We start from the raw sequence: 14,056 nt of genomic DNA on the forward strand, positions 1-14,056 counted from the left end.
GGAGTCTCGGGGGACGGACGGGACGGGCGCTCAGGCCGAGGGGCCGTCGGAGGCGTACGACAGGAAGTCCGTCCAGGTTGTGGGACTGCGTCCTCGTAAGACCGAGTTGGCCGAGATCACGCTCCCACCGCACTCCAGAAACCCGTGCCGCGGTGCCGGGGGCGGCCTTCCCCAAGGACCACTAGAGGGAAAGAACCCGACCTCCTGCGCCACTGGCTCACCCGCGCCGTCACCGCGCCAGCCGCCGCAGAACTCTTCGCGGATGACGACGCCTGAGCCGCCGGGCCGGTGAGAGGGGCACCGCCACCTCACCGGCCCGACCAGCCGCCGTACCGCCTACACGAACAGACTCAGCACCGCCGCCACCGCGAACCCCGCCACCGACAGCACCGTCTCCAGCACGGTCCACGTCTTCAACGTGTCCCGCTCGCTGATGCCGAAGTACTTCGCGACCATCCAGAAGCCGCCGTCATTGACGTGCGAGGCGAAGATCGAGCCGGCCGAGATGGCCATGATGACGAGGGCGACGAAGGCCTGGGAGTGGTTGCCCTCGGAGAGCAACGGCGCCACGATGCCCGCCGTCGTCACGATCGCGACCGTCGCCGAGCCCTGCGCGACCCGGAGCACGACCGAGATCAGGTACGACAGGACGAGCACCGGGAGGCCGACGTCGTTGAAGGTGTCCGACAGGGCCTGGGCGACGCCGCTGGCCTTCAGGATCGCGCCGAAGATGCCGCCCGCGCCGACGACCAGGAGGATGTTGCCGACCGGCTTCAGGGAGGCCGTCGACACCGTCTCCAGGGACTTGCGGGACCAGCCTCGCCGTATGCCCAGCAGGTAGTACGCCAGCAACAACGCGATCGTCAGGGCCACGAACGGGCTGCCGAAGAACTCGATCACCGAGCGGCCCGTGGAGGGGTCCAGGGCGATCGAGGAGAAGGTGGCGGCGAGGATCAGCACCAGCGGCGTGCCGATGATGCCGAGGACCGTGCCCAGCGGCACCGGTGTCTCCCGCGGCTCGACGCCGGACGCGCGCTGTTCGTCGAGCACGGCCTGCTTGGCCTCGGCGGCGGCCTCGACCATGTCCTGCGGTACGGCGACGAAGATCCTCTTGCCGATCCACGCGGAGTAGACCCAGGCGACGGCCACGGCGGGCAGTCCGCAGACCACGCCCATGAGGATGACCCAGCCGAGATCCACGTGCAGGAGTCCGGCGGCGGCCACCGGGCCCGGGTGCGGCGGCAGGAACGCGTGCGTCACCGACAGGCCCGCGAGCAGGGGCAGGCAGTAGAGCAGGATCGACTTGCCGCTGCGCTTCGCCGCCGCGTACACGATGGGCGCCAGGACGAAGATGCCCACGTCGAAGAAGACCGGGATGCCGAAGATCAGGCCGGTGAGGCCCATGGCGAGAGGTGCCCTCTTCTCGCCGAAGAGATTCAGCAGCCTCGACGCCAACACCTCCGCCCCGCCGCTGACTTCGAGGATCGCGCCGAGCATCGTGCCCAGGCCGATGATGATCGCGACATGGCCGAGGATGCCGCCCATGCCGGACTCGATCGTCGACACCGCGTCCGATCGCTGGACCGTGCCGAAGAGTTCGGTGACCGACAGACCGGCGAGCAGGCCGACGGCTATGGAGACGGCGAGGAGGGCGACGAAGGGCTGGAGGCGGGCCTTGATGATCAGGAAGAGGAGCAGCGCGATACCGATGGCGGCGACCGTCAGGAGGCCTGCGGTGCCGTCGATGAGGAGGAGGAGGCCTCCGGTGTGGGGTGGGGTTTCGGGGGTGGGGGACGCCGCGAGCGGATAGGACATTTGGGGGTCCTCTGCGTAAGTGCATGCTGCTTTCGGGCAGGGGGGATCGCGGCACGGCACCCCGAGAGGTGCCATGCCGTGTACGGCGTGCGGGAGTTGAGAGGGCGTCAGCCGAGTACGGCCAGCGCGTCGATCTCGATGAGGAGCCCGGCGGGAAGCCCGACGTAGACCGTCGTACGGGCGGCCGGAGGCGCGGTGAGGCCCTGCTCCTCGAAGTAGGTGTTGTAGATGCCGTTCATCTCGGCGAAGTGGTCGACGTCCGTGAGGTAGACGCGGATCATCATCACGTCGTCCCAGCTCGCGCCGCCCTCCTCCAGGATCGCCTTGACGTTGGCGAGGGTCTGGAGGGTCTGCTCGCGCAGGGCGGGGCCGGCGGGCGTCGGAGGCTGCCCCTCGACGGCGGGGAGGAAGCCGACCTGGCCGGCGACCTGAAGGATGTTGCCCTTCCGCACGCCGTGGGAGAACTTCGCGGGCGGGGTGGTGTGGGTCTTCGGGGTGAGCGCGATCTTCTCGGTCATGAGGTGTTGGCTTCCTTGACGGGGGTTCTGCCGGAGTACTCGCCGCTGATCGCGTCCGCGGTACGGCGGACCAGCGGCAACAGGGTGAGGAGTTCGTCGGCGGTGACGACGACGTTCGGCGCGGAGACCGACATCGCGGCGACGACCTTGCCGTCGGCGCCGCGGATCGGTGCGGCAACGCAGTTGATGGACTCCTCGTGGCCGCCGAGGTCGGTGGCCCAGCCCTGTTCGCGCACCTTGTCCAACTCCCGCAGGAACGCGGGGGCGTTGGGCGTCGAACGGGCCGTGTACAGGGGGTAGTCGAGCTTGTCGGCGAGGGCGCGGCGCTCGGCCTCGGGCAGGTCGGCGAGGAGGAGTTTCGCCACGGCCGCGACCGTGATGGCCACCGGCTTCCCGATCCGCGAGTACATCCGCACCGGGTACCGGCTCTCGACCTTGTCGATGTAGAGGACCTCGGCCTCCTCGTACACGGCGAGGTGGACGGTGTGGCCGCACTGCTCGTTGAGGCGTACGAGATGGGGGTGGGCGATCCCGCGGATGTCGAGGTTCTCCATCGCCTCCTGGGCGAGGGCGATGAGGCGGGCGCCGAGGCGGTAGCGCTGGTCGGACTGGCGGTAGACCATGCCGTGCTCGTGGAGCGTACGGAGGAGTCGTAGGGCCGTGGACTTGTGGACGCCGAGGCGGTCGGCGACCTGCCCCAGGTCGGCGGGGCCCTCGGCGAGCAGCGGCAGGATGCTGAGCGCGCGGTCGACGGTCTGGCTCATGTCGTACGTACCTCCTCCGGGGCCTGCTCGGCTTGCGTCCAGCCGGGGCCGAGTCGAAGTGTCTCCCACGTTTCGTCGTCCACGGCGGCCAGGCGGTCGGCGTGTGCGCGGGTGGGAGGTGGTGCGAGGTCGCCGGGGGCGGTGAGGGTGGCGGCGGCCCAGAGGTGGCCGTGCCGGAGGCGGGCCTGCAGGGGGAGGTCGCGAAGGGTCGCGGAGAGGAACCCTGCGGCGAAGGCGTCGCCGGCACCGGTTGTTGCTACGACGTCCACGTCGAGGGCGGGGACGAAAGTGCTCTGGGTGGGGGCTGAGCGGGGGTGGGTCGCGCAGCCCGGCGCTGACGGGGTGCCGCCCCGCTTCGGGTCGGGAGCCATCCCAGCGGCACGACTGCCCGCAGGCTGCGTGGGTGAGGCGGCCGCGCCTTGTGACCGAGGGCCAGTGTCCGACCCCAGGGGCGCGGGGCTGTATCGATATGCGGCTCCGCCGCGGGGCGCGACCAGCCCCCACCGGCCCGCAGCCGACACGAACGCTGTAGCCCCCACCCCTCCTTGCTTCACCACCAACACGCCCGGCTCGGGCAGCACCGCACGGATCCCCTCCGGCCCGCCCGAAATCCCCCACGCCTTCTCCGCCTCGTCCTCCCCCACGAACACGATGTCGGCGCACCGAGCCAGCTCCAGCAGCACCCGCGGGCCGTCGGCATCCCGCCACAGTCCAGCCCGGTGGTTGACGTCGAAGGAGATCAGGGGGCGTCCGGGGCCAGGAGCCGTCAGCTCTCGCAGCAGCGACAGGCACTCGTCGGACAGCGCCGCCGTGATCCCGGACAGGTGCAGCACCCGAGCCGCCGGCAGGTCCACATTGGCCACCGACATCGCCGACGCCGCCGACCCGGCGCGGTAGTACGCCACCTCGTGGTCATCCCCGGCCCGGTCCCCCGCCGTACGGAAGTACACCCCCGTCGGACGCGAAGGGTCACGGCTCACGGACGAGACATCGACGCCGTACGCACCGATCGCCTCGACCAGGTGGTCCCCGAACCCGTCGGCGCCGACCCGGCTGACCCACCGCACCGCATGGCCGGCGGCAGCCAACCCGCACGCCACATTCGACTCCGCCCCACCGATCGCCCGGTCAAAAGAAGGCACATCGGCGAGCCGCCCCGGGCGGGAGGGCAGGAACGTGACCATGGACTCGCCGAGCGCGACGACGTCCACGACGTCGGGGGCATTCACGATGGTCGTAGCTCCTGGTCGGTGGGGGAGGGTCGCGGCGGCTCCATTGACCCGGCATTGGCGTGGATGTTAGACAGCAGTAAGCGATATACGCAATGGACGTTGCAGATACTGCAACAGACCTCACCAGGGAGGCCCCGTGGCCCGCGACACCGGCACCGAAGCGCTTGCCCGCCTCGCGGAGGACCGCGTGGACCACCGCTTCAAGGGCCTCCCCCCGGACGCCGACGGCCTGACCGTCGGCGAGCTGGCCGCCCAGCGCCGCAACCTCTTCACCGACGGCTTCACGACGCCCGTGCTCGCTCTCTCCGCCGAGCGCCTGGAGCACAACCTGCGCCTCATGGAGACGTACGCGACCCGCCACGGCCTCGCCTTCGCCCCGCACGGCAAGACGTCCATGGCGCCGCAGCTGTTCCAGCGGCAGATCGAGCACGGCGCGTGGGGCATCACGCTCGCCGTGCCCCATCAGGTGCGGGTGGCGCGGGCGTTCGGCATCGAGCGGGTCTTCCTCGCCAACGAGCTCGTCGACCCGGCCGCCCTGCGCTGGATCTCCTCCCAGCTGGGCGAGGACTTCCACGTCATCTGCTACGTCGACTCCGTCCGCGGCGTCGAGCTGATGGACGCGGCTCTGCGCGACGCCGACGCCGCCCGCCCCCTGGACGTCGTCGTCGAGCTCGCCGCCGGCGAGGGCGCCCGCACCGGCGTCCGTACGGAGGCGGAGTGCGCGGCGGTCGCCGATGCCGTGGCCGGCACTCAGACGCTCCGGCTCGTGGGGGTCGCCGGCTACGAGGGCGAGGTCCCCCAGGCCACCCCGGAGCGGGTGCACGCCTGGCTGCGCCGGCTGGTCGCCCTCGCCGTCGACTTCGACAAGGCCGGGCGGTTCACGGAGACGGACCAGATCGTCATCAGCGCGGGCGGCAGCGCCTGGTTCGACGCGGTCGCCGACGTCTTCGCCGAGATCCCCGAACTCTCGCTCCCCGTACTGAAGTTGCTGCGCTCCGGCGCCTACGTCTCGCACGACGACGGCCACTACCGCAAGATCACCCCCTTCAACCGGGTCCCGGAGGAGGGCGCCCTGGAGCCCGCCTTCCGCCTGTGGACCCAGGTCGTCTCCCGCCCCTCCCCCGAACAGGCCTTCACGAACGCGGGCAAGCGCGACGCGGCCTACGACCTCGACCTCCCCTTCGCCCAGGTGGTCCGCAGGGACGGCACCGAGCGCCCCGCCACCGGCATCGAGGTGACCGGACTGTCCGACCAGCACGCCTGGCTGCGGACGGGCCCCGAGGCCGAGCTGGAGGTCGGCGACTGGGTGGGCCTGGGCCTGTCCCACCCGTGCACATCCTTCGACAAGTGGCAGCTGATCCCGGTCGCGGAGGCGGACGGCACGGTCGTCGACTACATCCGTACGTACTTCTAGAAGAGGGAGGCCCGGCGTGGAAGAGCTCGTCATCCGGGACGCGGACGTCGTGGACGGCTCCGGCGGTCCGTCGTACCGCGCGGATGTGGTCGTGGACGGCGGCCGGATCGTCTCGATCGTCCGGGAAGCCGCGGCAGCGGGCTGCCAACGTCCCAAGGCACGGAGGGAGTTGGATGCCGAAGGGCTCGTCCTCTCCCCCGGCTTCATCGACATGCACGCCCACAGCGACCTGGCCCTCCTGCGCGACCCGGACCACAGCGCGAAGGCCGCGCAGGGGGTCACGCTCGAAGTCCTGGGCCAGGACGGGCTGTCGTACGCCCCGGTCGACGACCGCACGCTCGCGGAGGTCCGCCGGGCCATCACCGGCTGGAACGGCCACGGCGACGACATCGACTTCGACTGGCGGTCGGTGGGCGAGTACCTCGACCGCCTCGACCGGGGTATCGCCGTCAACGCGGCCTACCTCATCCCCCAGGGCACCGTCCGCATGCTGGCCGTCGGCTGGGAGGACCGGGAGGCCACGCCCCAGGAGCTCGACCGTATGCGGCAGTTGGTCGCCGAGGGGATGGAGCAGGGCGCGCTCGGCATGTCGTCGGGCCTCACCTACACGCCGGGCATGTACGCCAAGGACGCCGAACTCACGGAACTGTGCAGGGTGGTGGCGTCGTACGGCGGCTACTACTGCCCGCATCACCGCTCGTACGGGGCGGGCGCGTTGCAGGCGTACGAGGAGATGGTGGCCCTGACCCGCGAGGCGGGCTGCCCGCTCCATCTGGCCCACGCCACCATGAACTTCGGCGTGAACGAGGGCCGGGCGCCCGAACTGCTGGCCCTGCTGGACGAGGCGCTGGCGCAAGGTGCCGACATCAGCCTCGACACCTACCCCTACACCCCGGGCTGCACAACTCTCGTGGCCATGCTGCCCAGTTGGGCGAGCGAGGGCGGCCCGGAGGAGATCCTCAAGCGGCTGGCCGACGACGAGACGGCCGAGCGGATCCGGCACCACATGGAGGTCATCGGCGCGGACGGCTGCCACGGCGTACCCATCGAGTGGGACACGATCGAGATCTCCGGCACGGCGGACCCGTCGCTGGCGGACTTCGTGGGCCGTACGGTGGCGGAGTCGGCCGGTCTGCGCGGCGAAGCCCCTTGGACCACCGCCCGTCGCCTCCTCCTCGACGACCGGCTCGGCTCGACGATCCTCCAGCACGTCGGCCACGAGGAGAACGTGCAGGCGATCATGCAGCACGCGGTCCACACCGGAGGCTCGGACGGCGTCCTGCAGGGCGCCAAGCCGCATCCGCGGGCGTACGGCACGTTCCCGCAGTATCTCGGCCGGTACGTACGGGAGTTGGGTGTCCTGCCCCTGGAGGAGTGCGTCGCCCACCTGACCGGCCGCCCGGCGTCCCGCCTGCGCCTGCCGGACCGGGGCCTGGTCCGCGAGGGCTACCGGGCCGACCTGGTCCTGTTCGACCCGGAGACGGTGGCGGCGGGCGCCACCTTTGAGGAGCCGCGCAGACTGCCGTACGGCATCCCACACGTCCTCATCGACGGCCAGTTCGTGATCGAGGATGGCCGTCGCACGGGCGCGCTGGCAGGCAGGGCGGTCCGTCGCAGTCCCATGTGACGGAACGCCCCCTTTACCGCCGAAGAAGACTTACGGCTTCGGCAGGGTGCATCCGCTGGCGCTCAGGTCGAGCTGGTTGCCGGTCGTGAAGCAGGCCGGGATCTGGTAGGTCTCCTGGGCGTAGTTGATGCCCTCGCGGACGGTGACGTTGCCGCTCTCGTCGACCTCGCACGGGTTGTTCTCCGTGCAGCTCTCGCCGTCCTCGTTGCCGGTGTTGTTGACGGCGACGACGTTGCCGGTGGACTGGTCGATGACCGGCGAGCCGGAGGTGCCGCCGATGGTCTGGCAGGCGGAGGTGTAACGGACCGAGTCCTTCCAGGTCCAGTCACCCTCCTTCAGGCGGTACGCGAACCCGTCGATGCTGCAGCTGTAGAGCGTCTTCCAGTAGCCGGAGGCCACGGTGATGGCGGTACCGGCGGTCGGGTGCGTGTTCTGCACCGTCAGCGGGGAGATGCCGTACGAGCTCTTGATCGTCGCGTACGTGGTGGTGAGCTGGTAGATCGAGACGTCCGTGTCGGTCATCGTGCCGTAGGCCAGCTTGCTGGCGCGCAGGGTCGCGACCCGGGTGCCGGCGGAGTTGAGCAGGCCGAAGGTGCGGCTGGACGCCTGGTTGACGAGCACCTCGCCCGGCTCCGGGAAGCCGGTCGACAGGCAGTGGCCGTTGGACATCACCAGCGCCGGGTCGGTGTCCAGGGAGTTGGGGAAGCGGATCACCGAGCCGGAACAGTTGCTGAGCGCGACGGTCCCGGCGAGGGTGACGGCCTTGAGCGTGGGCGCGGCCGCCTTGGTGTCCGCCTTGGCCGCGGGCGCGGCGCTCACCGGCGCCGCGACCGCGGGTGCCGCACCGGCCCCGGCGATGGCCAGGGCGATGAACGCGGCGACGAGAGGCTTTCTCATGTGGGGGGTCCCCTCTATGCACGAAGGTGACCGGAGATCTTCCGGCCACCCGCTGTTTTGTCATGCACATTGTTGACTGAGGGGAGCGTGAGAGCAAGGAGTTCTTTCAGGACCGGGCCCGGCGGATGTCCGCGACCGCCCCGTCGATGTGCCGGAAGAGCCCGGTGGGGCCGACGGCGATGCCCGCGCCCAGCTCGCGGCACCGCTGTTCGCGGGCGGGGGTGATACGGCCGGTGAAGAACACGGCGGGCCCTTCGAAGTCCCTCCGCTCCCGCCAGCGCGCCAGGGCGGTCAGCCCGGCGTCCCGGTCGTGGCCCCGGGCGATGTCGGAGATCAGCAGATCGATGGCGTGGGTGCCGAGGATCCGTTCGGCGGTGTACGCGTCCTCGGCGAGCAGGACGTCGGCACCTTGCTGCTCCAAGCGGTGGACGTAGGAGGTGTTGCCCGCCGGCACGTCGTCGACCCAGAGCACACGGATGCCGTCGTACTCCTCGTCTCCCTGGGCCGTCTGCACCTGGACCTGCGGCTCCTCGTCCGCGCGGATCGCGGTGACCGGCACCGCCCCGCCCTCCTGCAACTGCTTCACCAGCTCGTCCGTCTCCGGAAGGCGCATCCACTCGTCGACGAGGTGCACGAAGTTCTGGTCGCGCGCCAGCACCGGGAACTCGGTGGGCAGATCCTCCTCCAGCCGGGCGAGGACGGCCTCCCAGCCCTCCCGGTCCTCCGGATGCGGCTCCGCGAGGCCGTGTCCGGTCACGGACTCCACCGTGACCTGCCACGCCTCCGGGTCCACGTGCGCCCACTGACTCAGCACCCGCCGGGCCACCCGGTACTCGAGGAACTCGCGGGCGGCATGCTCGTAGGTGCCGTCGCCGATCACGAGGAGCCGGTAGAAGTCCGGGTACAGGTGCTGCAGCAGCAGCGTCCTGATCACCGACTCCGGCTTGAACTGCGCCCACACGGGGTTGAGGGAGCACTCCAGCCCGAACCCGTTGATGAGCCGCTTGATGCGTCGGGGATTGCGAGCGGAACGGTCCGCGATCAGCTTCACCAGGTCGTCGTCGAGCAGCTCGCGCAGTCCGGACCGCTCGGCGCAGCTCCGGACGTACCCCTCGATGCCGTCACCGCCCGGCACCGGCAGCCGGTAACTCGTCTGGAAGACCTTCTCCATGAACGCCGACCCGGCGGGCCCGAGATCCCGGAGCAGCCCGGACGACCCGAGCGCCGACCGGTCACAGCCGATCACGAACGCGAGCCCCGGCACGTCCAGGTAGACCTTCACCGCCTCGCACACCGCGAGGACCGTCTCCTCCGAGCAGCGGTCGAGGTCGTCGACGAAGACGACGAGGAGCCGGCGCGGCTCGTGCGGCGCCGCCTCCGCCCACTCGGTGGCGAGGGCGTGCAGCGCGCCCCGCATGGCGTTGCGGGCCGTGGCGTCGACGGAGAGGGCCTGCCAGAAGCGGTCGACGAGGCCGGCCACGCCGAACGGCGCGAGGGCCACCGTCAGCGTCGCGCGCAGCGCCGTGATCAGCGTGCGCCGCTCGGACAGCCGGTTCAGGGCCCGCTGCAGGACCCGCCGGTCGAACCGCATCAGGACGGACTTGATCAGCCCCTCCAGCGCGTCGGCCCCGGTGGAGGTCCAGGCGTTGTACCAGACGGTCTCGACGTCCTGGTATCCCTGCCGCAGCTCCGCGTCGACCAGCCGCATCAGGCTGCTCTTGCCCATCCCCCACCCGGCGTCGACGGCGAGCGTGAAGGGGGTCTGTCTCCGGGAGTCGTGCAGGAGTTTGGCCAGCTCACGGGCGGCCCGGCCGGTGCCGAGCAGGTCGGCCTCCGGTCCCGTGACCGGCTCGTCGTTCAGCAGCGAGAACTCCATGACGTCCTGCCTCCCCCGAGGTCCAGGACGTCAACCTATCGAGTACGACGGTTACTTGGGCCCTTTTGTGCCGCCCTGCCCGCGCCCGGGCTTGCCGTCGGAGTTGCCGGGAGCCGTCGTGCTCGCGGTGGCCGTGGGAGTGGTGGAGGTCGGGTCGGCGGTGGGTGACCCGGTCGTGGGCTTTCCGGTCCCGTCCGCGGACGCGGAGGGGCTCGCCGAGTCGCTCGGGGACTTCGGCGCGGACGGCACGGCGGCGTCGGACGAGCGGGCGGTGGACGTTCCGTCGGAGGGCCGGGTGGACGCGGAGTCCCCGGCCGCCGGGCTCGTACGCTCCCGCTTGCCCTCCGCGTCACCCGACGACGACCCGGAGAAGGCGAATCCGGCGATCAGCGCGGCCGCGGACGCGGCCCCCGCGGCACCGGCCACCACCGCCATCCTCCGCGACCGCCAGGCACTCGGCCTGCGCCGGCCACCCGGCCTCCGGTGGGCGCTCCGGCCGGAAGCGGCGCTCTCGCCGCCGGCCACCGGTGGCAGCTCGGCCGTCTCGTCGTACGCGTTCTGCCAGCCGTGCGCGATCGCCGGGTCGGTGTACTCCTCGTAGGCCGGTGTCGACCCTGCTCGTGGGTGGTACACGTTCGGCACCCCTTGGGGCTCGTCGCCCGCGGGTATGCCGTCGGCGCCGGTCGCGTCGTTCGCGCCGTACGCCCCGTTTCCGTCCTGAGGTGGCCTCGACATAGGGGCGCATTGTAGGGACGGGAGGGGCCGGCGGGACAGCTACCGGCGATAACCACCCAAAGCGCCGTGTCTCACGTGGCGGATAACACGGCCCGCGAGGCGTTACCGGGCCGTAAGCTCCCAGACATGCAGGTGATCCAGTCGACCAAGCTCGCCAACGTCTGTTACGAGATCCGGGGCCCGGTTCTCGAGGAGGCGATGCGCCTGGAAGCGGCCGGCCACCGCATCCTGAAGCTCAACACGGGCAATCCGGCGGCGTTCGGCTTCGAGTGCCCGCCCGAGATCCTGGAGGACATCCTCCGGAACGTGTCGACGGCGCACGGGTACGGCGACGCGAAGGGGCTACTGGCCGCGCGTCGGGCGGTCGTCATGCACAACCAGACCCTCGGCATCGAGACGGACGTCGAGCACGTCTTCATCGGCAACGGCGTCTCCGAGCTGATCGTGATGGCGATGCAGGGGCTGCTGGACGACGGGGACGAGGTCCTCGTACCGGCGCCCGACTACCCGCTGTGGACCGCCGCCGTCTCGCTCTCCGGCGGCACCGCCGTGCACTACCGGTGCGACGAGCAGGCCGACTGGATGCCCGACCTCGCGGACGTCGAGCGGAAGGTCACCGACCGCACCAAGGCGATCGTCATCATCAACCCCAACAACCCGACGGGGGCCGTGTACGACGAGGCGATGATCCGGGGCCTGACGGACATCGCGCGCCGCCACAACCTGCTGGTCTGCTCCGACGAGATCTACGACAAGATCCTCTACGACGACGCCACGCACACCCCGACCGCGTCCGTCGCCCCCGACCTGCTGACGCTCACCTTCAACGGCATGTCGAAGGCGTACCGGGTGGCCGGCTACCGGGTCGGGTGGATGTCGATCTCCGGGCCGCGCGCGCACGCCGACTCCTACATCGAGGGCCTGACGATCCTGGCGAACATGCGCCTGTGCGCGAACATGCCGGGTCAGCACGGAGTCGTCGCCGCGCTCAGCGGGCGGCAGACGATCAACGACCTGGTGCTGCCGGGCGGGCGGCTGAAGGAGCAGCGGGACGTCGCTTACGAGCTGCTCACCCAGATCCCCGGTGTGAGCTGCGTCAAGCCCAAGGGCGCGCTGTATCTCTTCCCGCGGCTCGACCCCAAGGTCTTCAAGATCAAGGACGACCGGCGGATGGTCCTGGACCTGCTGCGGCAGGAGAAGATCATGGTCGTCCAGGGCACCGGCTTCAACTGGCCCGAGTCGGACCACTTCCGGGTCGTGACCCTGCCGACGGCCGGGGACCTGCGGGACGCGGTGGGACGGATCGCGAACTTCCTGGACGGCTACAGCCAGCCGTAGTCGAATCCGTCGCATCCATTGAACGACTCAACTTTAGACAGAATCTAAGCTAGGATGGTTTCCTGAGAACACAGGAGGCCATCTCATGTACGAGCCGATCCGCACCAAGTCGGTCCACAGCACGATGGCCGGCACCACCTCCGACTTCCCCCACCGTTCCCGTGAGGAAGAGCTGGACATCCAGCTCGCGGGGCATCTCGCGGCGCTGCTCGCGGTCACGGACGAGTTGCGTGCGGCTTCGCCGTCCGACGACCTGGACACGGCGGCAGGCAGGCTCGCCGAGCAGGTGACCCGGCTGCGGGGAGGCGGCACGCCGGCCCGCGCGACCGTCGCCGCTTCCGACCCGAAGCTCGTGACCCTGCACGAGCGGGCGCACGCCCTCGCGGGCCGCGCCCTGCTCGTCGCGGCGTCCCGCGCGGACACGGCGGCCGCGATTCTCGCCGCCGAGCAGATGGACGTACACGCGGCGGCTCTGGAGCCCCGCGCACTCGCGTCCCACTGAGCCTCCGCGACTCCCCCTGACGGCCCCGGTCCGCGTGCACCCGCAGCGACGCGCGGACCGGGTGCCATGGCACTGCGTTGGCTTGGGGTGGGGTGCCTAGTCGCCGTAGGGGTTCGTGTCCGTCTTGCGGGTGCGGGTTCGTTGTGGCTTGTCGCGCCGTTCCCCGCGCCCCTGGCGGCGTTGCAGGGCCGGGGCCGGTATGTCACCCCCTGTTCATCCTTCCCATCGGGGAATGTTGGGTTCCGCGAGCACTCTGCCCCTGTGAGACGAATCGTAGGAATCGTCCTCGCGGTCCTGCTGATCGGCGGAGTGGTGGCAGCCGTCGTAGCGGGCCGGGAAGCGGACGACAAGGGCACGGCAACGAAGACCGTGCACGCAGTGATCGGATCGGAGAAGGCGGAGTTCTTCGCCGATCCCGACGTGGTGAAGGCCCTCGCCGCCAAGGGCTACACCGTGAAGGCCGAGACCTCGGGGTCCTGGGCCATGGAAGGCCTGGACCTCAAGGGGTACGACTTCGCCTTCCCCTCCAGCCAGGCGCCGGCCGTCGAGCTGGCGGCCCGTTACAAGGTGCACGGGACCCTTCCCCGGCCCTTCTACTCGCCGCTCGTCGCCGTGGCCCACCGCGGTGCCGCCCAGGTGCTCGCCGCGAACGGACTGGCCACGCTGGACACCGAGCACCGCGGCACCCTGAAGATGGCCGCCTACCTCGACGCCGCGGAGAAGGATCGCACCTGGCAGCAGCTCAAGGGGGCGGAGAAGTACGGCGAGTTGAGCGGCACGCTCTTCATCTCCAGCACCGACCCGGAGTCCTCCAACTCCGGCGCCCTCTACCTCGCCGCCGCCTCCTACGTGGCGAACGGTGGCCGGGTGGTCGCGAGCGAGGCCGACCTCGACCGGACCGAGCCCCTGCTGAAGAAGCTCGTCACGGTCCAGGGGGCTCAGCAGTCCAGCTCGGACGCGGTCTTCCGGGACTTCGTCAGCGGCGCCGGCAACCCGCTGGTCCTGGTCTACGAGTCGCAGGTCGCCTCGCTGCTGGCGGACGGACAGAAGCCCGACGACCTGGTCGTGCTCTACCCGGACACCACGGTCAACAGCGACCACACCGTCGTACCGCTCACCGAAGACGGCAAGGTCCTCGCCGAACTCCTCTCCACGGACCCGGAGTTGCGGAAGGCCGCCATGCGGCACGGTTTCCGGCCGCAGGGCGCCGCCACCGAGTTCGCCTCGGACACCACCTATCTCAAGCAGGAACTGACCGGTGTCCGGCAGGCGCCCGTGCCCACCTCCGCGGTGCTGCACGAGATGGCACGCCGGGCCCGCGGATGACGGGGGAAGCAC

At 70.6% G+C, this 14,056-nt stretch carries 12 protein-coding genes; 5 read left to right on the top strand and 7 right to left on the bottom strand.

Annotated features, from left to right (window positions below; translation table 11 throughout):
• Positions 1–336: 336 nt before the first annotated feature.
• The 4 genes from IG08_RS0101480 to IG08_RS0101495 form a co-directional block, all read right to left on the bottom strand.
• A complete protein-coding gene (locus IG08_RS0101480; protein WP_030595069.1) occupies positions 337–1,815 on the bottom strand; it encodes a GntP family permease in 1,479 nt (492 codons plus the stop codon).
• Positions 1,816–1,922: 107 nt separating this feature from the next.
• The gene (locus tag IG08_RS0101485) at positions 1,923–2,333 is read right to left on the bottom strand and encodes a RidA family protein (protein ID WP_030595072.1); all 411 of its coding nucleotides are present in this window, start codon (positions 2,331–2,333) and stop codon (positions 1,923–1,925) included.
• Positions 2,330–3,097, bottom strand: a complete 768-nt coding sequence (locus IG08_RS0101490) for an IclR family transcriptional regulator (RefSeq protein ID WP_030595074.1) — start codon at positions 3,095–3,097, stop codon at positions 2,330–2,332. The genes IG08_RS0101485 and IG08_RS0101490 overlap by 4 nt, the downstream gene beginning before the upstream one ends.
• Entirely contained in the window at positions 3,094–4,281 is a 1,188-nt protein-coding gene (locus IG08_RS0101495) for a sugar kinase (protein ID WP_234342781.1), read from the bottom strand. Before IG08_RS0101495 ends, IG08_RS0101490 begins: the two co-directional genes overlap by 4 nt.
• Positions 4,282–4,465: 184 nt before the next feature.
• Between IG08_RS0101495 and IG08_RS0101500 the strand changes: the two genes are divergently transcribed.
• Both IG08_RS0101500 and IG08_RS0101505 read left to right on the top strand, forming a co-directional pair.
• Complete coding sequence (locus IG08_RS0101500; RefSeq protein WP_030595079.1) at positions 4,466–5,743, top strand: amino acid deaminase; 1,278 nt, start codon at positions 4,466–4,468, stop codon at positions 5,741–5,743.
• Between the two features lie 16 nt (positions 5,744–5,759).
• On the top strand, positions 5,760–7,370 hold the full coding sequence (locus IG08_RS0101505) for an N-acyl-D-amino-acid deacylase family protein (protein WP_030595082.1): 1,611 nt from the start codon (positions 5,760–5,762) through the stop codon (positions 7,368–7,370).
• A gap of 30 nt (positions 7,371–7,400) precedes the next feature.
• Here the strand turns inward: IG08_RS0101505 and IG08_RS0101510 are convergent, their stop codons facing one another.
• The 3 genes from IG08_RS0101510 to IG08_RS56605 all read right to left on the bottom strand — a co-directional run bounded on the left by IG08_RS0101510 (position 7,401) and on the right by IG08_RS56605 (position 10,878).
• The gene (locus IG08_RS0101510) at positions 7,401–8,267 is read right to left on the bottom strand and encodes a S1 family peptidase (RefSeq protein WP_030595085.1); all 867 of its coding nucleotides are present in this window, start codon (positions 8,265–8,267) and stop codon (positions 7,401–7,403) included.
• 106 nt (positions 8,268–8,373) lie between these two features.
• Entirely contained in the window at positions 8,374–10,143 is a 1,770-nt protein-coding gene (locus IG08_RS0101515) for a P-loop NTPase fold protein (RefSeq protein ID WP_052424433.1), read from the bottom strand.
• Positions 10,144–10,194: 51 nt separating this feature from the next.
• On the bottom strand, positions 10,195–10,878 hold the full coding sequence (locus tag IG08_RS56605; RefSeq protein ID WP_234342776.1) for a hypothetical protein: 684 nt from the start codon (positions 10,876–10,878) through the stop codon (positions 10,195–10,197).
• Positions 10,879–11,004: 126 nt separating this feature from the next.
• On the opposite strand from IG08_RS56605, the gene IG08_RS0101525 reads away from it, so the two are divergent.
• The 3 genes from IG08_RS0101525 to IG08_RS0101535 all read left to right on the top strand — a co-directional run bounded on the left by IG08_RS0101525 (position 11,005) and on the right by IG08_RS0101535 (position 14,044).
• Complete coding sequence (locus IG08_RS0101525; RefSeq protein ID WP_030595091.1) at positions 11,005–12,216, top strand: pyridoxal phosphate-dependent aminotransferase; 1,212 nt, start codon at positions 11,005–11,007, stop codon at positions 12,214–12,216.
• Between the two features lie 85 nt (positions 12,217–12,301).
• On the top strand, positions 12,302–12,718 hold the full coding sequence (locus IG08_RS0101530; RefSeq protein ID WP_030595095.1) for an SCO4983 family protein: 417 nt from the start codon (positions 12,302–12,304) through the stop codon (positions 12,716–12,718).
• Between the two features lie 261 nt (positions 12,719–12,979).
• A complete protein-coding gene (locus IG08_RS0101535; protein WP_030595098.1) occupies positions 12,980–14,044 on the top strand; it encodes a hypothetical protein in 1,065 nt (354 codons plus the stop codon).
• Positions 14,045–14,056: the final 12 nt, after the last annotated feature.

Source organism: Streptomyces fulvoviolaceus (assembly GCF_000718165.1).
In the GTDB taxonomy this organism is placed as follows: Bacteria; Actinomycetota; Actinomycetes; order Streptomycetales; family Streptomycetaceae; genus Streptomyces; species Streptomyces fulvoviolaceus.

Coding starts and splice junctions, on each gene's coding strand:
- IG08_RS56605 (WP_234342776.1), bottom strand. CDS start 10,878: ATGTCGAGGCCACCTCAGGACGGAAACGGGGCGTACGGCGCGAACGAC.
- IG08_RS0101525 (WP_030595091.1), top strand. CDS start 11,005: ATGCAGGTGATCCAGTCGACCAAGCTCGCCAACGTCTGTTACGAGATC.
- IG08_RS0101530 (WP_030595095.1), top strand. CDS start 12,302: ATGTACGAGCCGATCCGCACCAAGTCGGTCCACAGCACGATGGCCGGC.
- IG08_RS0101485 (WP_030595072.1), bottom strand. CDS start 2,333: ATGACCGAGAAGATCGCGCTCACCCCGAAGACCCACACCACCCCGCCC.
- IG08_RS0101515 (WP_052424433.1), bottom strand. CDS start 10,143: ATGGAGTTCTCGCTGCTGAACGACGAGCCGGTCACGGGACCGGAGGCC.
- IG08_RS0101480 (WP_030595069.1), bottom strand. CDS start 1,815: ATGTCCTATCCGCTCGCGGCGTCCCCCACCCCCGAAACCCCACCCCAC.
- IG08_RS0101490 (WP_030595074.1), bottom strand. CDS start 3,097: ATGAGCCAGACCGTCGACCGCGCGCTCAGCATCCTGCCGCTGCTCGCC.
- IG08_RS0101495 (WP_234342781.1), bottom strand. CDS start 4,281: ATGGTCACGTTCCTGCCCTCCCGCCCGGGGCGGCTCGCCGATGTGCCT.
- IG08_RS0101510 (WP_030595085.1), bottom strand. CDS start 8,267: ATGAGAAAGCCTCTCGTCGCCGCGTTCATCGCCCTGGCCATCGCCGGG.